Genomic DNA, 19,158 nt, shown 5'->3' on the forward strand with positions numbered 1-19,158 from the left:
CGGTGGGCTGGCGAAGCCAGTTCCACGGGTGCGCTGGCGATGGGGCCGCGCCGGTTTCGAGGGCCTGGGCGCCCTGCGCAAAGAATGTTGAGTAACTGAGATCGAGATGTTTTTCCCGAACCCTGTACGTGGCCCAACGCCGCGCCAGAGGTTCACAAAGGTTCTATGAAAGTACTTGTGATTGGTGGCGGCGGCCGTGAACACGCAATGGCCTGGAAACTGGCCCAGTCCCCCAAGGTCACCAAGGTGTTCGTCGCGCCTGGCAATGGCGGCACTGCGCTCAACGCCAAGCTGGAGAACGTGGCCATCACCGACGTGCAGGCCCTTCGCGTCTGGGCACAGGAGCAGAAGATCGCCCTCACGGTGGTCGGCCCCGAGGCGCCCCTGGCCGCTGGCGTGGTGGATGAATTCCGCGCGCATGGCCTCAAGATCTTCGGCCCCACGCAGGCTGCCGCCCAGCTCGAAAGCTCCAAGGCCTTCAGCAAGGCCTTCATGCGCCGCCATGGCATCCCCACGGCGGACTACGACACCTTCACCGACCCGGCAGCGGCCCACGCTTTCGTGGACCGGCTGGGCGCGCCCATCGTCATCAAGGCCGACGGCCTGGCGGCGGGCAAGGGCGTGGTCGTGGCCATGACGCTGCAGGAAGCCCATGACGCGGTCGACTTCATGCTGGTGGACAACAAGTACGGCGTGACGCACAACGAGGGCGGGGCGCGCGTGGTGATCGAGGCGTTCCTCGAAGGCGAGGAAGCCTCGTTCATCGTGCTGTGCGACGGCAAGAACGTGCTGGCGCTGGCCACCAGCCAGGACCACAAGCGCCTGAAAGACGGCGACGAAGGCCCCAACACCGGCGGCATGGGCGCGTACTCGCCCGCGCCCGTGGTCACGGCCGACGTGCACGCGCGCGCCATGCGCGAGATCATCCTGCCCACCATCCGCGGCATGGAAAAGGACGGCATTCCGTACACCGGCTTTTTGTATGCGGGCCTCATGATCGACGCCAAGGGCCACCCCAAGACGCTCGAATTCAACTGCCGCATGGGCGACCCCGAAACGCAGCCCATCCTGATGCGCCTCAAAAGCGATTTCAGCGATGTGATGGCCGCCGCGGCCGACGGCAAGCTCGACCAGATGGAGCTGCAGTGGGACCGCCGCACCGCGTTGGGTGTGGTCATGGCCGCGCACGGCTACCCCGAGAACCCGCGCAAGGGCGACGCCATCACCGGCCTGCCGCAGGACGCTGACGATGCGGTGGTGTTCCACGCCGGCACGCAGCTGCAGGACGGCGTGGTCAGCGTGACCGGGGGCCGGGTGCTGTGCGTCACGGTGCTGGCCGACAGCGTCAAGCAGGCGCAGCAGCGGGCGTACGACGTGGCGCGCGGCATCCAGTTCGACGGCGCGCAGTACCGCCGCGATATCGGCTTCAGGGCGCTGAAGAGCTGATGGCGGGCGCACAAAGCCTGAACACGGCCGACACGGTGGAGCAGGTGCGCGGTTACCTGCAAGGCCTGCAGGCCCGCATCACCGCCGCGCTGGAGGCCGTGGAAGGCGCGCAGGAGCAGGGCGGCGCGCGCTTCCTGGCCGACGCCTGGCGCAAGGCACCCGGCGAGCCGCTGCAGGGCGACGGCATCACCAAGATCCTGGAAAACGGCCGCGTGTTCGAGCGCGCGGGCTGCGGCTTCAGCCACGTGCGCGGCCCGCAGCTGCCGCCGTCGGCCACGCAGCACCGGCCCGAACTGGCCGGCGCGCCGTTCGAGGCCATGGGCGTGTCGCTGGTGTTCCACCCCCGCAACCCGTATGTGCCCACGGTGCACATGAACGTGCGCATGATCGCCGCCGGCCACCCGGGCCAGGCGCCGACCTGCTGGTTCGGCGGGGGCATGGACCTGACGCCGTACTACGGCTTCGAGGAGGACGCGGTGCACTTTCACCGCACCTGCCGCGATGCGCTGGCGCCCTTTGGCGACGACAAGTACCCGCGCTTCAAAGCGTGGTGCGACGAGTATTTCTACCTCAAGCACCGCAGCGAGCAGCGCGGCGTGGGCGGGGTGTTCTACGACGACTTCTCGGAGCTGGGCTTTGCGCAAAGCCTGGCCATGACGCAGTCGGTGGGCGACGCCTTTCTGGCGGCCTACCTGCCCATCGTCGAGCAGCGCCAGCACATGCCCTACGGCGAGCGCGAGCGGGAGTTTCAGCTCTACCGCCGCGGCCGGTATGTCGAGTTCAACCTGGTCTGGGACCGGGGCACGCATTTCGGGCTGCAGTCCGGCGGGCGCACCGAGTCCATCCTGCTATCCATGCCGCCGCTGGTGGCCTGGTCGTACCAGCGCTCGGACGCCGCCGACTCTGCCGAAGCGCAGCTGGCGCAGCGGTTTCTGGTGCGGCGCGACTGGCTGGGCCGCGGGGCGCAGGCAGGCGCCTGACGCCGTGAAGATGCTGCCACAGATGGCCCGAAGGGCACCAAAGCTATAATTTCAATAGCTGTGTGCGCTTTTCACAAAAGCGCCAGAGGCCAAAAACACCGCGAACTGCCGCAGCGCCCCAGCGCGACACCGGCGCAACACCCAAGGCGCAGCCCCACTGGCTGTGCGCCGCGTTGCACGCTATATTGATTCCATTCCCTCTCTATTCACCACCTGATGACCACCTCCACCAAATCGGAATCCGCCGCCAAGAAAGACGTTACCAAGCTCCAGCGCGCCATCGTCGATGGGCTGGAGGACGTCAAGGCGCAAGACATCCAGGTCTTCAACACCGAGAATCTCTCGCCGCTGTTTGAACGGGTGATCGTGGCATCGGGCACCTCCAACCGCCAGACCAAGGCGCTGGCCGCCAGCGTGCGCGACGCGGTGAAGGAAGCGGGCTTCTCCAAGCCCCGCATCGAAGGCGAAGACAACGGCGAATGGATCATCGTGGACTGCGGCCCTGCCGTGGCGCACATCATGCAGCCCGCCATCCGCCAGTACTACCGCCTGGAAGAACTGTGGGGCGAAACCCCCGTGCGCCTGAAGCTGGGTGCCGCCAAGCCGGTGTCCAGCGCCGCCGCCGATCTGGCCGAAAAGAAGTCGGCGCAGAAGGCCGCCAAGTCGGGCGCCAAGGCCGCTGCGAAGGCTCCGGCCAAGAAGGCTGCTGCTGCAGCCCCGACCGTGGCTGCACGCTCTGGCAAGGCCACCGTGAAGGCCGTGGCCAAGACGGCGGCCAAGGCCGCCCCCGCAGCGCCCGCCAAGTCGGCAGCCGCCAAGCCCTCGGCAAGGCCGGCCGCCAAGACCAGCGCGGCCAAGCCCGCGGCCCGCGCCGGCAGCAAGCCAGCGGCCAAGACGGCCCCAACCAAGACCACCGCCAAGACGGCCGGCAGCACCGCAGCCGCCAAGAAGCCATCGGCCCCCAAGACCCCGATCAAGACCGTGGTCGTGAAGCCCGGTGGCGCCAAGAAGCCCGCAGCCGCCAAGTCGACCGGCGCCAAGGGTGCCGCAGCACCCGCACGCGGCGCCCCCCGGTCTGCCGCCAGCGCCCCGGCCAAGGCCGGCGCCAAGCCCGCGGCCAAGAAGTCGCCATCGCGCAGCGGCGGCCGGGCCTGACGGCCGGGCGGCACGGCTGAGCTGACGGGCGGCGCAACCCTTTTCGGTAACGCATTCGCATGAGACTGCTGATCGTGGCGGTGGGCCAGCGCGTGCCCGACTGGGCGCAGACGGCCTACGACGACTACGCCAAGCGTTTCCCGCCCGAGCTCAAGGTGGAGCTCAAGGCCGTCAAGACCGAGCCGAGGGGCTCCAAGACGCTGGAGACGCTCTACGCCGCCGAGCGCGAGCGCATCGAGGCGGCCATTCCGCGCGGCACGCGCGTGGTGGCGCTGGACGAGCGCGGCACCAACCTCACCACCAAGGCGCTGGCCGAGCGGCTCAAGGGCTGGCAGCTGGGCGGTGACGACGTGGCGCTGGTCATCGGCGGCCCCGACGGGCTGGACCCGGCCTTCCGCCAGGGCGCGCACGAGCGCATCCGCCTGTCCGACCTGACCTTGCCCCACGCCATGGTGCGCGTGCTGCTCATCGAGCAGCTCTACCGTGCCTGGTCGGTGAACGCCGGCCACCCCTACCACCGCGAATGAGCAGGCCAGAGCGCACCATGGCCCTCCTGCCGTTTGCTATTGATGTGATAGCTGCCAGCGCTTGATGGATCAGCGCTGGGGCCGATTTTTGATCGAATCCGTTCATGCCTGACTTCCTCTACCTCGCCTCCCAGAGCCCGCGCCGGCGCCAGCTGCTCGAACAGCTGGGCGTGCGCCATGAACTGCTGCTGCCCAATGTCGATGGCGACGAGCCCGAGGACGCCGAAGCCATCGAGGCCGTGCTGCCCGGCGAGGCGCCCACGGCCTATGTCGAGCGCGTGACCGGCCTCAAGCTCGACGCTGCCGTGGCGCGGCGCGCACGGCGGCAGCTGCCCGATGCGCCCATCCTGTGCTCCGACACCACCGTGGCCCTGGGCCGCACCATCTACGGCAAGCCCGACGACGCCGCGCACGCCGCGCGCATGCTGGGCGAGCTGGCAGGGCACGAGCACCGCGTGCTCACCGCCGTGGCGCTGCAGGTGGGCACGAAGCGGCTTGCGGCGCTGTCGGTGTCGCGCGTCACCTTCGCGCCCATGACGGCAGCGCAGATCGACGCCTACGTTGCCACCGGCGAGCCGCTGGGCAAGGCCGGCGCCTATGGCATCCAGGGACGTGCTGCCGCGTATGTGGAGCACCTGGCGGGCAGTTATTCGGGCATCATGGGGCTGCCCATGTACGAGACGGCGCAACTGCTGCGCGCAGCCGGTTTCGCCGTCTAGTGGCGCTTTAACGCACCCGGCAAACCCCCTCGCATCTCCCGCCCCCTGGGCCCGCCCGGCAGCTGTGGCCCCCACAAAGCCACCAGCGCTCGGCGGACCGGCAAAGACGTGATGGTGGGGGCGTGAACGGAGCCAAAGCCCGGCAGCGACCAAAACCCAAACATAACGACAACGCCATGCAACAAGACATCCTGATCAACTGGTCTCCCCAGGAAACCCGCGTGGCCATCGTGGAGCACGGTGCGGTGCAGGAACTGCACATCGAGCGCACGCTGGAGCGCGGCCTGGTGGGCAACGTCTATCTGGGCAAGGTCTCGCGGGTGCTCCCGGGCATGCAGTCCGCGTTCATCGACATTGGCCTGGAGCGCGCGGCCTTTTTGCACGTGGCCGATGTGTGGCACCGCCAGCCTGACGGCGAGCCGCCAGCATTCGCCCGCAAGACCGAGCCGCAGATCCCGATCGAAAAGCAGGTGTTCGAGGGCCAGTCCCTCATGGTGCAGGTCATCAAGGACCCCATCGGCACCAAGGGCGCGCGCCTGTCCACGCAGATCAGCATCGCCGGGCGCCTGCTGGTGTTCCTGCCGCAGGACGACCACGTGGGCGTGTCGCAGAAGATCCCCGGCGCCGAGCGTGATGCGCTGCGCGCACGCCTGCAGGCGCTGGTGGGCGACAAGTCCACGGGCGGTGGCGGCGGCTTCATCCTGCGCACCAATGGCGAAGACTCCACCGACGAAGAACTGGCCGAAGACATCGCCTACCTGCGCAAGACCTGGGCCCGCATCAAGGAGGCATCGCTCAAGCTGCCCGCCATGTCGCTGCTGCACCAGGACCTGGACCTGCTGCAGCGCGTGCTGCGCGACCTGGTGGGCGACCACACGCAGACCATCCGACTCGATTCGCTGGAACAATTCCAGCGCCTGCGCGCCTTCGGGCAGGAATTCATGCCCGCGGCTGCTCCCAAGCTGCAGCACTACAAGGGCGAGCGCCCCATCTTCGACCTGTACTCCATCGACGAAGAAGTCGCCAAGGCCCTGGGCCGGCGCGTGGACCTGAAGTCGGGCGGCTACCTCATCGTGGACCAGACCGAGGCGCTCACCACCATCGACGTGAACACCGGTGGCTACGTGGGTGCGCGCAACTTCGATGACACCATCTTCAAGACCAACCTGGAGGCGGCGCAGGCCATTGCGCGCCAGCTGCGGCTGCGCAACCTGGGCGGCATCATCATCGTGGACTTCATCGACATGGTGCAGGCCGGCCACCAGGACGCGGTGCTGACCGAGTTCAAGAAGCAGCTCGCGCGCGACAGGGTCAAGACCATGGCGGGCGGCTTCTCGCAGCTGGGCCTGGTGGAGATGACGCGCAAGCGCACCCGGGAGTCGCTGGCCCACATGCTGTGCGAGCCCTGCGAAGCCTGCCAGGGCAAGGGCAGCGTGAAGACCGCGCGCAGCGTCTGCTACGACATCCTGCGCGAGATCCTGCGCGAAGCCCGCCAGTTCAACCCCCGCGAATTCCGCGTGGTCGCCTCGGCGCGGGTGGTGGAGCTGTTCCTGGACGAAGAGAGCCAGCACCTGGCCGGGCTGTCGGACTTCATCGGCAAGCCCATCTCCCTGCAGGCCGAGAGCGCGGTGGGGCAGGAGCAGTACGACATCGTGCTGCTGTAGCGCCGCTGCATCGCCACAGCCCTGCGCACCCGCTGACGGTCGGCGCTGTCGCAGCGCTTCGTGAACAAAGAGTCCGTTCACGCTGAGCTTGTCGAAGCGCCGCGCGACGTTTCGGCAAGGCTGTTGAACGGCTCGTCCCAGCGGATCGGCGGGGTGACTGCCAATCCGTCTCAGGATTCGATCTGCATCGCCGGCCGCGCCTGCACCCGCGCCAGCCAGGCCTGCACGTGCGGGTGCGCATTCACCGGTGCGCCCAGAAACACGCTGTAGCCGAGCACCGAGCCGACGACCAGGTCCACCAGCGAGTAGTCGGCGCCCAGCACCCAGGGCTGCGCGGCCAGGCGCGCGTCCAGCACCGCCAGCAGGTCATTCAGGCCCGCCTTGGCGGCCTGCGCATGGATGTCGCTGCGCAAAGCCTCGTCGCCCCGCGTGGCCACATTCAGGCGCACCATCAAGGCGCCGTAGGTCACATACGACCATGCACACCACGACAGCGCCTGCAGCGCCTCGGGCGTGCCCGCCGCGGGCCACAGACCGCGCTCGATGCCAAAGCGGTGGCCCAGCCACAGATGGATGGCCAGGGTCTCGAACATCGGGGCGCCGTCCACCGTCAGGGTGGGGACCTTGCCGTTGGGGTTGAGGGCCAGGTATTCCGGGCGGTGCTGTTCGCCGGTGCGGATGTCGACCTTCACGCGTTCGTGGGGCACGCCCAGTTCGGCCAGGGCGCAGGCGATGGGGCTGGCGCTGGACATGGGGTGCCAGTAGAGGACGATGGACATGGAGAACTCCTTTGGGTTGGGGGTGAAAGAAAAGGTGTCTCCACTGTAGAAACCATTGCGGACAGTTTTAGTCCTCAATAAAAAGTACAGTGGCGCCATGTTGAGTTCATCGACGCGTCTTTTGCGGCTGCTCTCCCTGCTGCAGACCCGCACCCACTGGATGGGCCCCGAGCTGGCCGAGCGGCTGGAGGTGCACCCGCGCACCGTGCGGCGCGATGTGGACCGCCTGCGCCAGCTGGGCTACCCGGTGCATGCCAGCAGCGGCGTGGCGGGCGGTTACGCCTTCCGGGCCGGGCAGGCGCTGCCGCCGCTGCTGCTGGACGACGACGAGGCCCTGGCTGTGTCGATTGCGCTGCGCACCGCCACGGCCGGTGCGGTGGGCGGCATCGAAGAGCCCGCGCTGCGCGCCCTGGTCAAGCTGGAGCAGGCGATGCCCGCGCGCCTGCGCAAGCGGGTGGACGCGCTGCGCTCGGCCATCCTGCCGCTCGACCGCATCGGCCCCGTGGTCGAGGCCTCCGTGCTTGCCACGTTGGCAGGCGCCTGCCGCGACCAGCTGCGCACCGAGTTCCACTACGAAGACGCCCAGGGCCGCCACGCGCGGCGCAGCGTGGAGCCGCAAGGCGTGGTGCACACCGGCGAGCGCTGGTACCTGGTGGCCTGGGACTGCGTGCGGGGCGACTGGCGCACCTTCCGCATCGACCGCATCGTGGGCGACCCGCAGGTGGGCGCGCATTTCACGCCGCGGGCATCGCCCGATGGCGGTGATCTGAAGGGCTACGTATCCCGCTCGATTTCTGCACCGGCTCACACTGAGCAGGCGCGCGTGGTGCTGCACGCGCCCTATGCGTTGATGTCGCGCCGTATCCCCCAGTTTGCGGGCGTGGTGTCCAGCGTCGACGGTGGCCAGCGCAGTCAGCTGGAATGCGCGGCCAGCGATTCGCTGGTTTACTGGCTGATGGCGCTCAATGTGGACTTTGAGGTGCTGGCACCCGCGGCGCTGAAAGAGCGGCTGCGGGTGGCGGGCGCGCGGGCGGCGCGGTGCGCGCTGTGATGGCCCGTTGCTCGTCCTTGGAGGACGGGCTTACAGGGTCTTGGTGAGCGTGACGATCACGCGCGACTTGTTCACGTGGCCGAAGAAGGCCTTCTTGTTGGCGCCCACCACGGCAGCGCCGAGCGACAGGCCGCTGCCGAAGTCATACGCGCCGCCCACGCTGTAGTCCATGTAGTTGGGCACGCCCGTGTCCTTGATGTCGCTGGCAAAGAGGGTGAAGCCCACCGATGCCTTCAGCGTGATGCTGGGGGCCACTTCCTGGGCGAACGCCAGGTTCAGGTAGCCGGTGTTGGTGCCCTTCAGGCCCGAGCCCGCCTTGGCGCCTGCGAACCCGAAGTAGTCCTTGGAGATGGTGTGCGAGTACTTGGCGGTGAAGGGGCCCATGGTGGCCGCGCCGTACAGCTCGGTGGTGTTGCCGTTGCTGTTGCCGGGGTAGATGTAGGTCAGCGCGCCCACGTCGAAGTCGGCGCCGGCGGCCTTGAACTTGTAGCCGCCGTACAGGTCGGACTCGAGCGAGTTGTTGGCCAGCCAGTCCACGCTGGAGTTCCAGTTGCCCACGTACCAGCCGGTTTCGCCGAAGGTGTAGTCGAAGCCGCCTTGCAGGGCGGGCTTGACGGCCTTGGCCTTGGAGGCGTCCTGGTCCTGGCCACGGAACTTGTAGTTGGTGGTCAGGCTGACGTTGCCGGTGAGCTGGGCGCTGGCCAGCATGGGGAGCGCGGCCAGCAGGGCGACGGCGAGTACTTTGGTAGAGGCGGGATTCATGGCAACAATTGTGGAGAAAAAGACAAGAGCGCAAGCGTAGAAAAGCCTGCGTATAAAGTTCGCAAAAATTGCAGCCCACGCCGTAAATGTTGCGCAAGCCCGTGGATCTGGGGCGTTGTGGCAATGGCAAGATTGCTTGCATCTTCCATTTCAGTGTTGCAAGGGGTGCTGCGGTGTTGATCAATTGTGTTGTGTACGAGGACGGCACCAAGCTGGCCGACATCCCTGTCAGCGAGATCAGCGAGCACGTTTCGCTGCCAGGGTGTTTCGTGTGGGTGGCACTGCAGGATGCGACCCCGCAGGAGCTGGATGAACTGCAGGCCGAGTTCGGCCTGCACCCACTGGCGGTAGAAGATGCCCGGCATGGTCATCAGCGGCCCAAGGTCGAGGAGTACGCGTCCTCTCTCTTCGTGGTGCTGCACTTGCTCGAATCCAGCGGTGCTGCCGATCCGGTGTCACGGCCTGGTGAGCTCAATGTCTTTGTTGGCAAGAACTATGTGGTGTCGGTGCGCAACCGCAGTCAACGTGGATTTGTGGATGTGCGTGCGCGCTGCGAGCAGGAACCCGAGCTGTTGCGCAATGGGCCGGGCTTCGTGCTGTACGCACTCATGGATGCGGTGGTGGACCGCTATTTCCCGGTCATCGATGCGCTGGAGGTGAAGCTGGAAACCATCGAACAGCAGATCTTTACGCAGGGCGCTGCGCGAGCCAGCATCCGGCGGCTGTACGAACTCAAACAGCGCCTCACGGTGCTCAAGCATGCGGTGGCCCCGTTGCTGGAAGGGGCTGCCAAGCTGCATGGCGGGCGTGTTCCGCAGATCTGCATGGGCTCGCAGGAGTACTTTCGTGACGTGGTGGACCACCTGAGCCGGATCAACACCTCGATAGATTCCATTCGCGACACGATCGGCACCGCCATCCACGTCAACCTCTCCATGGTCACCATCGAGGACGGAGAGGTCGTCAAGCGCCTGGCCGCTTGGGCCAGCCTGTTTGCCGTGTGCACGGCGTTTGCGGGCATCTGGGGCATGAACTTTGACAGCATGCCCGAGCTGAAATGGCGCTATGGCTACGCGGCTGCGCTCGCGCTCATCGCCAGCACCTGTGGCTATCTGTACTACCGCTTTCGCAAGGCGGGCTGGTTGTAGACCCGTCTGCGATCTGCTGATCGAGCAGGCATTTTTACGCCATTTTTACGGCGCCCTCCACAACCTGTGCACACTTTTTACGGCCACCTTCTGAGAATCAAACATACGTTTTGATGCAGGAGTTGTCGATGGACGTGTTATGGATTGCCGCGCTGGCGGCGTTGTGGGTGGTCATGGCTGAGGCCGTGGTTTTGCTGGGCAAGTTCGGCCCGGCCAAGGGGGAGCGTTCATGATCGGCATGGAAATGCTCTATGGCTTTGGCGCCATCGTGGCCTTGGTGCTGCTGGCCTACCTGGTCTTTGCGCTGATCTGCGCGGAGGAGTTCTGAGATGGATACCTCTGCCTGGAGCCTGCTGGGGCTCTTCCTGATCGTGCTGGGCGTGTTGGCGTGGCCGCTTGGCAAATGGCTGGCTGCAGTCTGTGATGGCCGCCTGCCAAGGTGGATGCATGCCATCGAAAAACCTTTGTACCAACTGGCCGGGGTCGCGCCGCATCAGATGATGCACTGGCGCAGCTATGCGCTGGCGCTGCTGGCTTTCAATGCCATCGGCGCTTTTGCGGTGTATGGCCTGCAGCGTTTGCAGCACCTGCTGCCGCTCAATCCGCAGGGCATGGCCGCAGTGTCGGGCGATTCTTCGTTCAACACCGCCATCAGCTTTGTCTCCAACACCAACTGGCAGGGCTATGGCGGCGAGTCCACCATGAGCTACCTCACGCAGATGCTGGGCCTGTCGGTGCAGAACTTCTTCTCGGCGGCCACCGGCATCGCCGTGGCGTTTGCGCTGGCGCGCGGTTTTGCAGCGCGCAGCACCGATGGCCAGGGCTTTGTGGGCAACTTCTGGGCCGATGTCACGCGCATCACGGCCTGGGTGCTGATGCCCATCGCGTTCGTGATTTCCATCGTGCTGGTCGGGCAGGGCGTGATCCAGAACTTTGACGCCTACAAGGATGTGGCGACGCTGGAGACGACGGCCTATGAAGTGCCCAAGCTCGACGCATCGGGCCAGCCGGTGGTGGGCGGCGATGGCGCACCGGTGATGGAAGCCAGGACAAGCAACACCCAGACCCTGGCCATGGGCCCGGTGGCATCGCAGGAAGCCATCAAGATGCTGGGCACCAACGGCGGTGGCTTTTTCAATGCCAATTCCGCCCATCCCTATGAGAACCCGACGGCACTGACCAACTTCGTGCAGATGCTGGCGATTTTCCTGATTCCCGCCGCGCTGTGTTTTGCGTTTGGCCGCGTTGTGGGCGACCAGCGCCAGGGGTTTGCGATCCTGGCGGCCATGACGGTGATGTTCGTGGTGGCTGTGATCGCTGTGGTTTCCGCCGAGAAAGTCGGCAATCCGCAATGGGTGGGGCTGGGCGTGGAGCAAACCGCCAGCGCCCTGCAAGCGGGCGGCAACATGGAAGGCAAGGAGGTGCGGTTCGGCATCAATGCGTCGGCACTGTTCGCTGCCGTGACCACTGCCGCCTCATGCGGTGCCGTGAACGCCATGCACGACTCCTTCACGCCCCTGGGCGGCATGGTGCCGCTGGTGCTGATGCAGCTGGGCGAAGTGGTGTTTGGTGGCGTGGGCACGGGTCTCTACGGCATGCTGGTGTTTGCCATCCTCGCCGTCTTCATGGCGGGCCTCATGATTGGCCGCACGCCGGAGTACCTGGGCAAGAAGATCGAGGTGCGTGAGATGAAGCTCACCTCGGCGGCCATCCTGGTCACGCCCATTCTGGTGCTGGTGGGCACGGCGATCGCCGTGGCCACGGACGCGGGCAGGGCGGGCATCGCCAACCCGGGTGCGCATGGGTTCTCTGAAATTCTGTATGCGCTGACGTCTGCCGCCAACAACAACGGCAGCGCGTTTGCGGGCCTGTCGGCCAACACGCCGTTCTACAACGTGCTGCTGGGGCTGGCGATGTGGCTGGGCCGTTTCGGCGTGATCGTGCCGGTGCTGGCCATTGCGGGTTCGCTGGCGGCCAAGAAGCGCTTGCCAGTCACGGCGGGCACCATGCCCACACACGGTCCCTTGTTTGTCACGCTGCTGATCGGCACCGTGCTGCTGGTGGGTCTTCTCAATTACGTGCCCTCCCTGGCCCTGGGTCCGATGGTGGAGCACCTGATGCTCCGGGTTCAGTGAGGTATGGCAATGACCAAGAAAAAAACTTCTTCCGTTTCGCTGCTGGATGCAGCGTTGATCAAGACCGCGCTCTGGGGCGCGCTGGCCAAGCTCAGTCCTTTGGTGCAGTGGCGCAACCCGGTGATGTTCATCGTGTACATCGGCAGCATCTTCACCACGCTGCTGTGGCTGCATGCACTCAATGCGCCTGAGGATGCGAGCATGCGCCCGGCGTTCGTGCTGGCCATCACGGTCTGGCTGTGGTTCACCGTGCTGTTTGCCAATTTTGCCGAAGCGCTGGCAGAAGGGCGCAGCAAGGCGCAAGCCGCCTCGCTGCGCGGCCTGCGCAAGGAAACCTGGGCCAAGAAGCTCAAGGAGCCCGTGCACGGTGCTGCGTTCTTGCCCGAGCTGGCCACCAACCTGCGCCGGGGCGACGTGGTGCTGGTGGAGGCTGGCGATGTGATCCCGCTGGACGGCGAGGTGATCGAGGGCGTGGCCTCGGTGGACGAGAGCGCCATCACCGGAGAATCGGCCCCCGTGGTGCGTGAGTCCGGTGGCGATTTTTCTGCCGTGACCGGCGGCACCCGGGTGTTGTCCGACTGGCTGGTGGTGCGCGTGGCGGTGAACCCGGGCGAGTCGTTCCTCGACCGGATGATCGGCATGGTGGAAGCCGCCAAGCGCCAGAAGACGCCCAACGAGATCGCGCTCACCATTTTGCTCGTGGCGCTGACCATCGTGTTCCTGGTCGTTACCGTGACCCTGCTGCCGTTTTCGATCTTCAGCGTGCAGGCGTCGGGCGCGGGCACTGTGGTCTCGCTGACCGCGCTGGTGGCCCTGCTGGTGTGCCTGATCCCCACCACCATTGGCGGCCTGCTGTCTGCCGTGGGGGTGGCTGGCATGAGCCGCATGATGCAGGCCAATGTGATCGCCACCTCGGGCCGGGCCGTGGAGGCCGCAGGCGACGTGGACGTGCTGCTGCTGGACAAGACCGGCACCATCACCCACGGCAACCGCCAGGCCAGCGCATTTTTGCCTGCGCCGGGTGTGTCCAAAGAGCGCCTTGCGCGCGCCGCCTTGCTGGCGTCGCTGGCAGATGAAACGCCGGAAGGCCGCAGCATTGTGGAGCTGGCCCGCCGCGCCGGCGTGGATGGACAGAACCCGCAGGGCGTCACGCTGGTGCCCTTCACAGCCCAGACCCGCATGAGCGGCGTGGACCTGCCCGCAGCCGAGGGGCAGCCGGAATCTGCTCTCACCATGCTGCGCAAGGGGGCCGTGCTGGCGCTGGCCAAGCATGTGGAAGCCCTGGGCGGCAAGATGCCCCAGGATGTCATGAGCGCTGCCGACCAGGTGGCCCTGCGCGGCAGCACGCCCCTGGCGGTGGCCGAGGGCAGCCATGTGCTGGGCATCGTCGAGCTCAAGGACATCGTCAAGGCGGGCATCAAGGAGCGCTTCATCGAGCTGCGCCGCATGGGCATCAAGACCGTGATGATCACCGGCGACAACAAGCTCACGGCAGCGGCCATCGCGGCCGAGGCGGGGGTGGACGACTTCCTGGCCGAAGCCACGCCCGAAGACAAGCTGGAGCTGATCCGCAAGTACCAGGCAGAAGGCCGCCTGGTCGCCATGACCGGCGACGGCACCAACGACGCCCCCGCGCTGGCCCAGGCCGACGTGGCCGTGGCCATGGGCAGCGGCACGCAGGCCGCCAAGGAGGCGGGCAATATGGTGGACCTGGACTCCAACCCCACCAAGCTGCTGGAAGTGGTGGAGACCGGCAAGGCGCTCTTGATGACACGCGGCTCGCTCACCACCTTTTCCATCGCGAACGATGTGGCGAAATACTTCGCCATCGTGCCGGCCATCTTCGTGTCCACCTACCCGCAGCTGTCCGCGCTCAACGTCATGCAGCTGGCAAGTCCGTCGTCCGCCATCCTGTCGGCCGTGATCTTCAATGCGCTGGTGATCGTGTTCCTGATTCCCCTGGCCTTGCGCGGCGTGCGCTACCGCCCGGTGGGTGCGGCGGCGCTGCTGCGTCGCAACCTGGCCATCTATGGGCTGGGCGGGCTCTTGGTGCCGTTTGTGGGCATCAAGCTGATTGATTGGATACTGGTGGCCGTCGGGCTGATCTGAGGAGATTCTGATGAAAAACATTCTTCGCCCCGCGCTGGTGCTGTTTGCCTTGTTGAGCGTGCTGACCGGGCTGCTCTATCCGCTGGCGGTGACGGGCGCCGCCCAGGCGGTGTTTCCCCAGCAGGCAGCGGGCAGCCTGGTGCAGCGCAATGGCCAGACCGTCGGTTCGTCGCTGATCGGCCAGAACTTTTCAGACCCCGGGCATTTCTGGGGCCGCCCATCGGCCACGGCACCCATGCCGTACAACGCGGCGGCGTCCAGCGGTTCCAACCAGGGGCCGCTCAATCCGGCGCTGACCGATGCCGTGAAGGCGCGCGTACAAGCCCTGCGCGCGGCCGACCCTGGCAACACGGGCCCCGTGCCGGTGGACCTGGTCACGGCCTCGGCCAGTGGCCTGGACCCGCACATCAGCCTGGCTGCGGCGCAGTACCAGGCAGGGCGCGTGGCGCGGGCTCGCAGCCTGCCGGTGGCCAGCGTGAATGCCGTGATTGGCAAGCACGCGGAGCAGCCGCTGTGGGGGCTGCTGGGCGAACCCCGGGTGAACGTGCTGGCGCTGAACCTGGCGCTCGACGGCTTGCGCTGACATGCGTGACATGCTCTGACTTTTGGCACCGATACTTGTTGATGCATGACTGACATCCAGCGCCCCGACCCCGATGCTTTGATTGCGCAACTGCGCGCCCAGGAAGAGCAGACCCAGCGGGGCAGGCTGCGCATCTACTTCGGTGCCAATGCCGGGGTCGGCAAGACCTGGGCCATGCTCAGTGCCGCGCAGCGCGAGCGGCGCGCGGGGCGCGACATCCTCATCGGCGTGGTGGAAACCCATGGCCGGGCGGAAACCGCTGCGTTGCTGGAGGGGCTGGAGTCGCTGCCCCTGAAGCAGGTGGAGTACCGGGGCAGGACGCTTTCCGAGTTCGATCTGGATGCGGCCCTGGCCCGCAAGCCTGCCATCTTGCTGGTGGATGAACTCGCGCATTCCAACGTGCAGGGTTCCCGCCACGCCAAGCGCTGGCAGGATGTGCAGGAGCTGCTGGCTGCCGGCATCGACGTGTGGACGGCACTCAATGTGCAGCATCTGGAGAGCCTGAACGGCACGGTGGGGGCCATCACCGGTGTGCGTGTGCACGAAACGGTGCCCGACACCGTTCTGGACAACGCCGACGAAGTGGTGCTGGTCGACGCCACGCCCGACGAGCTGATCGCCCGCCTGGGCGCTGGCAAGGTCTACGTGCCCCAGCAGGCCGAACGCGCGGCGCAGAGCTTTTTCCGCAAGGGCAACCTGATCGCCCTGCGGGAGATTGCGCTGCGGCGCACGGCGGAGCACGTGGAAGACGATGTGCTGGGCTGGCGGGTGGAGCAGTCGGGCGCTTCCGGCAGCCGCGTGGGCAGTGCCTGGAACACCTCGGGCAGCATCCTGGCCTGTGTCGGGCCCCACGAAGACGCGGCGCAGACAGTGCGCACAGCCGCCCGCCTGGCGGGGCAGCTCAATGTGAAGTGGCATGCCGCCTATGTGGAGACGCCAAGGCTGCAGCGCCTGGGCGCAGCCCAGCGCGACAGGATTCTGGCCGTGCTGCAACTGGCGCAGGAGCTGGGTGCCGAGACGGCCGTGCTCACGGGCGACCGCGTGGCGCCGGCCCTGGCGGCGCAGGCGCTGCATCTGAACTGCGCCACCCTGGTGCTGGGGCGCCCCGCCGCGCGGGCGGGCTGGCGCAAACTTTTCACTTCCAAGGGTGTTGCGCGCGAGTTGGCCGAACGGGCGCCTTCGCTCGACATCGTCGAGGCAGCGCATGCGGGTAGCTCGCGGCGCCTGCCTCGGGCGCTGTGGGACCGCAACATCGGCCTGGATGATGACGGGGATGCGGGCGAGCCCGGCGCAGGGCGCTATCGCTGGCAGGGGTTTTTGTGGGCGCTGGGCGCCAGCATTGCCGTCACGGTGCTGGCGACACCGCTGCATGGTTTGCTGGAGCTCACCAACATCGTGATGCTCTACCTGGTGGGGGTTGTCGCAGTGGCCATGCGTTTTGGGCGCGTGCCCGCAGCGATGGCAGCGTTGCTGAATGTGTTGGCGTTCGACTTCTTCTTCGTCTCGCCGCGCCTGTCGTTCGCGGTGAGCGATGTGCAGTACGTCGTCACTTTTGCGGTGATGCTGGGTGTGGGGCTGCTGGTGGGGCAGCTCACGGCCGGGTTGCGGTTTGCCGCCGGGGTGTCGATCAGCCGGGAGCGGCGGGCCCAGTCGCTGTTTGAGTTGACGCGCGAGCTGTCTGCGGCGCTGGAGACCAGCCAGGTCATCGAGATCGGCGCGGCGGCCGTGCAGGGACACTTCGGGGGCCGCGCCGTGGTGGTGGCGCTGGACGCGTCGGACCGTCTTGAATACCCCGACGATGTGCCGCCGGGCTTTGACAAAAGCGTGGCGGACTGGACGCTGCGCCAGGGGCAGAGCGCGGGCCTGGCCACCAACACGCTGGCCGCGCAGGCCTGGCGCTATGAGCCGCTGAAGGCCCCCATGCGCGTGCGTGGTGTGCTGGCGCTGGAGCCTGCGCAGCCCCGCTGGCTGCTGATCCCCGAGCAGGCCCAACAGCTCGACACCCTGGCCCGGCAGATCGCCATCGCCTTGGAGCGTGTGCATTACGTGGACATTGCGCAGCAGGCCGTGGTGGACATGGAGTCTGAACGCCTGCGCAATGCCCTGCTGGGCGCGGTATCGCACGATGTCCGCACCCCCCTCACGGCCCTGATCACGCTCGCCGAATCGTTGCAGGTCGCTCCGCCGCAAGAGACAGGCACCGTGGCCAAGGCCATCGTGCGCCAGGCGCACCAGCTCAATGCACTGGTCAGCAACCTGCTGGACATGGCGCGCCTGGAGAGCGATGTGTCGGGGCAGAGCGTCCATCTGCGGCGGGACTGGCAGTCGGTGGAAGAGGTGGTTGGCTCTGCCATCCGGGCCGCCCGACCAGCACTGGGCGACATGCCTGTGCGCACCGAGGTGCCCGCCGACCTGCCGCTGGTGGAGTTCGACCCTGTGCTCATCGAGCGCGTGCTGGTCAACCTTCTGGAGAATGCGGCCAAGTACGGCGCGGGACCGGTGGTGGTGAAAGCATCCACCACCGACAACATGCTGGTGCTGAAGGTGCGGGACCATGGCCCGGGCCTGCCCGCCTCGGTGCGTGGCAAAGAGCACACCCTGTTTGAAAAATTCACCCGGGGCCAGGCGGAATCCGCCACCCCGGGCGTGGGCCTGGGGCTGGCGATCTGCAAGGCCGTCGTGCAAGCGCATGGCGGTGCGATCTCTGCCGCCAGTGCGGAAGGGGGCGGGGCAGAATTCACCGTGACCCTGGCGCGGCGCGAGCCGCCGCCCGACCCCGGTTTGAGTGAGATGGAGCGGGGCGTTTCTGCCCCTTGAGAAAACAATGCAGATACGTACCGTTTTGGTGATCGAGGACGAGCCGCAGATCCGGCGCTTTGTGCGCAGCGCGCTGGAGGCCGAGGGCTGGCAGGTGCACGAGGCGGGAACCCTGCGCGAGGGCCTTTCTGCCGCAGGCACCCGCCACCCCGACCTGCTGGTGCTGGACCTGGGGCTGCCCGATGGCGATGGGGTGGAGCTCATCCGCGATGTGCGGGGCTGGTCCGCCGTGCCCATCATCGTGTTGTCCGCACGCACCGATGAGACCGACAAGATCGCGGCACTCGACGCGGGTGCTGACGACTACCTCACCAAACCCTTTGGCACCGGCGAGTTGCTGGCGCGGGTGCGGGCCAACCTGCGCAGGCCCCGCGCCGCCACCGGCAACGGGCTGGTGCAGGAGGCGGCGGAGCCGCTGTTCCATTTCGGCGATGTCGAGGTGGACCGCAGTGCGCGCCTGGTGCGCAAGGCGGGTGTGGAGGTGCACCTGACCCCCACCGAGTACCGCATGCTCATGGTGCTGGTGGCGAATGCGGGTCGGGTCATCACCCAAAAGCAGCTGCTGCGCGAGGTGTGGGGGCCCATGCGGTCGGACCAGAGCCACTACCTGCGCATCTACATGGGGCACCTGCGCCAAAAGCTGGAGGCCGACCCCGCGCAGCCCCGCCATCTGCTCACCGAGTCGGGGGTGGGATACCGGCTGGCGGTGTAGGGCTGGTGCCAGCCCTGCGCACCCGCGCACATGCGTGGGGAACCCCGCCGGATTGACAGCGATTTGATGTCCGCCCCCGCATTTTTTACGAACGATTTACGCCGGATTTCCTAGACTGGCAGCATGTTCAACACCGGCCACAAGTGCCTGCCGGGGGCTCCGTGTGGTGAAAACATGCTGATGAAGAGTTGCCCCAGTATGGGCTTGCACCGGGTTTACCTGTTGCCTCTGGGGGAGAGTGATGGCGATCCCACCGGGTTGGTGCTGGTTCCGTTCACCACGCCGTATGCCGATGGGCAGAGCCTGCGCGCGAGGCTGCAGGCCGTGCTCGGGCAGCAGCTGCGCGGATACAGCCTGGCGTTCGACGTGCCCCGCCACACGGCCAAGGGCACTTTGTACATCCTGCGGCGCGACCTGGAGAGTGCCAAGCGTTGCCTGGCCTCTGGCCTGCCGCAGCTCGAGATTGGCTGCGCGGCCAGCGGGTCTTGCGCGGGGGCACTTTCATGCCACTGAACCATTGCAGCGCGCAGCGGTGCCCAATCATTGAGGCTGGCTTTGTGCGCAGCGCCCT

At 66.8% G+C, this 19,158-nt stretch carries 17 protein-coding genes; 15 read left to right on the forward strand and 2 right to left on the reverse strand.

Annotated features, from left to right (window positions below; all coding sequences use genetic code 11):
• Positions 1-165: 165 nt before the first annotated feature.
• From purD to rng, 6 genes are all read left to right on the forward strand, one after another.
• On the forward strand, positions 166-1,446 hold the full coding sequence (purD, locus tag ACSQ3D_RS26855) for a phosphoribosylamine--glycine ligase (RefSeq protein WP_056419865.1): 1,281 nt from the start codon (positions 166-168) through the stop codon (positions 1,444-1,446).
• Entirely contained in the window at positions 1,446-2,426 is a 981-nt protein-coding gene (gene hemF, locus ACSQ3D_RS26860; protein ID WP_436128867.1) for an oxygen-dependent coproporphyrinogen oxidase, read from the forward strand. Before purD ends, hemF begins: the two co-directional genes overlap by 1 nt.
• A gap of 216 nt (positions 2,427-2,642) precedes the next feature.
• Positions 2,643-3,581 (forward strand): ribosome silencing factor, encoded by a 939-nt coding sequence (gene rsfS / locus ACSQ3D_RS26865; RefSeq protein WP_436128868.1) that lies wholly within the window; start codon positions 2,643-2,645, stop codon positions 3,579-3,581.
• Positions 3,582-3,640: 59 nt separating this feature from the next.
• On the forward strand, positions 3,641-4,108 hold the full coding sequence (rlmH, locus tag ACSQ3D_RS26870) for a 23S rRNA (pseudouridine(1915)-N(3))-methyltransferase RlmH (protein WP_056165599.1): 468 nt from the start codon (positions 3,641-3,643) through the stop codon (positions 4,106-4,108).
• Positions 4,109-4,212: 104 nt separating this feature from the next.
• Positions 4,213-4,827, forward strand: coding sequence for a Maf family protein (locus ACSQ3D_RS26875; RefSeq protein WP_056419875.1), 615 nt, complete (start codon positions 4,213-4,215; stop codon positions 4,825-4,827).
• A 176-nt stretch (positions 4,828-5,003) separates the two neighbouring features.
• Positions 5,004-6,491 carry a ribonuclease G gene (gene rng / locus ACSQ3D_RS26880; protein WP_436128869.1) on the forward strand — a complete coding sequence of 496 codons (1,488 nt, stop codon included), beginning with the start codon at positions 5,004-5,006 and terminating at the stop codon, positions 6,489-6,491.
• Positions 6,492-6,661: 170 nt separating this feature from the next.
• On the opposite strand, the gene ACSQ3D_RS26885 is transcribed toward rng, so the two are convergent.
• Positions 6,662-7,270, reverse strand: coding sequence for a glutathione S-transferase family protein (locus tag ACSQ3D_RS26885; RefSeq protein WP_436128870.1), 609 nt, complete (start codon positions 7,268-7,270; stop codon positions 6,662-6,664).
• Between the two features lie 97 nt (positions 7,271-7,367).
• Between ACSQ3D_RS26885 and ACSQ3D_RS26890 the strand changes: the two genes are divergently transcribed.
• The gene (locus ACSQ3D_RS26890; protein ID WP_436128871.1) at positions 7,368-8,321 is read left to right on the forward strand and encodes a helix-turn-helix transcriptional regulator; all 954 of its coding nucleotides are present in this window, start codon (positions 7,368-7,370) and stop codon (positions 8,319-8,321) included.
• A 30-nt stretch (positions 8,322-8,351) separates the two neighbouring features.
• On the opposite strand, the gene ACSQ3D_RS26895 is transcribed toward ACSQ3D_RS26890, so the two are convergent.
• Complete coding sequence (locus ACSQ3D_RS26895) at positions 8,352-9,083, reverse strand: TorF family putative porin (RefSeq protein WP_436128872.1); 732 nt, start codon at positions 9,081-9,083, stop codon at positions 8,352-8,354.
• Between the two features lie 173 nt (positions 9,084-9,256).
• Here ACSQ3D_RS26895 and ACSQ3D_RS26900 point away from each other — a divergent pair, with 173 nt between their 5' ends.
• The 8 genes from ACSQ3D_RS26900 (at position 9,257) to ACSQ3D_RS26935 (ending at position 19,100) form a co-directional block, all read left to right on the forward strand.
• A complete protein-coding gene (locus ACSQ3D_RS26900) occupies positions 9,257-10,231 on the forward strand; it encodes a magnesium and cobalt transport protein CorA (RefSeq protein ID WP_436128873.1) in 975 nt (324 codons plus the stop codon).
• A 229-nt stretch (positions 10,232-10,460) separates the two neighbouring features.
• On the forward strand, positions 10,461-10,559 hold the full coding sequence (locus ACSQ3D_RS26905) for a potassium-transporting ATPase subunit F (RefSeq protein ID WP_056414695.1): 99 nt from the start codon (positions 10,461-10,463) through the stop codon (positions 10,557-10,559).
• A 1-nt stretch (position 10,560) separates the two neighbouring features.
• A complete protein-coding gene (kdpA, locus tag ACSQ3D_RS26910) occupies positions 10,561-12,366 on the forward strand; it encodes a potassium-transporting ATPase subunit KdpA (RefSeq protein ID WP_436128874.1) in 1,806 nt (601 codons plus the stop codon).
• A gap of 9 nt (positions 12,367-12,375) precedes the next feature.
• A complete protein-coding gene (kdpB, locus tag ACSQ3D_RS26915; protein WP_056414699.1) occupies positions 12,376-14,475 on the forward strand; it encodes a potassium-transporting ATPase subunit KdpB in 2,100 nt (699 codons plus the stop codon).
• A gap of 10 nt (positions 14,476-14,485) precedes the next feature.
• Positions 14,486-15,058 carry a potassium-transporting ATPase subunit KdpC gene (kdpC, locus tag ACSQ3D_RS26920; protein ID WP_436128875.1) on the forward strand — a complete coding sequence of 191 codons (573 nt, stop codon included), beginning with the start codon at positions 14,486-14,488 and terminating at the stop codon, positions 15,056-15,058.
• Between the two features lie 45 nt (positions 15,059-15,103).
• The gene (locus tag ACSQ3D_RS26925; protein WP_436128876.1) at positions 15,104-17,875 is read left to right on the forward strand and encodes a DUF4118 domain-containing protein; all 2,772 of its coding nucleotides are present in this window, start codon (positions 15,104-15,106) and stop codon (positions 17,873-17,875) included.
• 7 nt (positions 17,876-17,882) lie between these two features.
• Positions 17,883-18,587, forward strand: a complete 705-nt coding sequence (gene kdpE / locus ACSQ3D_RS26930; protein WP_094291090.1) for a two-component system response regulator KdpE — start codon at positions 17,883-17,885, stop codon at positions 18,585-18,587.
• A 123-nt stretch (positions 18,588-18,710) separates the two neighbouring features.
• Entirely contained in the window at positions 18,711-19,100 is a 390-nt protein-coding gene (locus ACSQ3D_RS26935; protein ID WP_436128877.1) for a hypothetical protein, read from the forward strand.
• Positions 19,101-19,158 lie beyond the last annotated feature (58 nt).

Source organism: Acidovorax sp. LjRoot117 (genome assembly GCF_964252695.1).
Classification (GTDB): domain Bacteria; phylum Pseudomonadota; class Gammaproteobacteria; order Burkholderiales; family Burkholderiaceae_C; genus Acidovorax.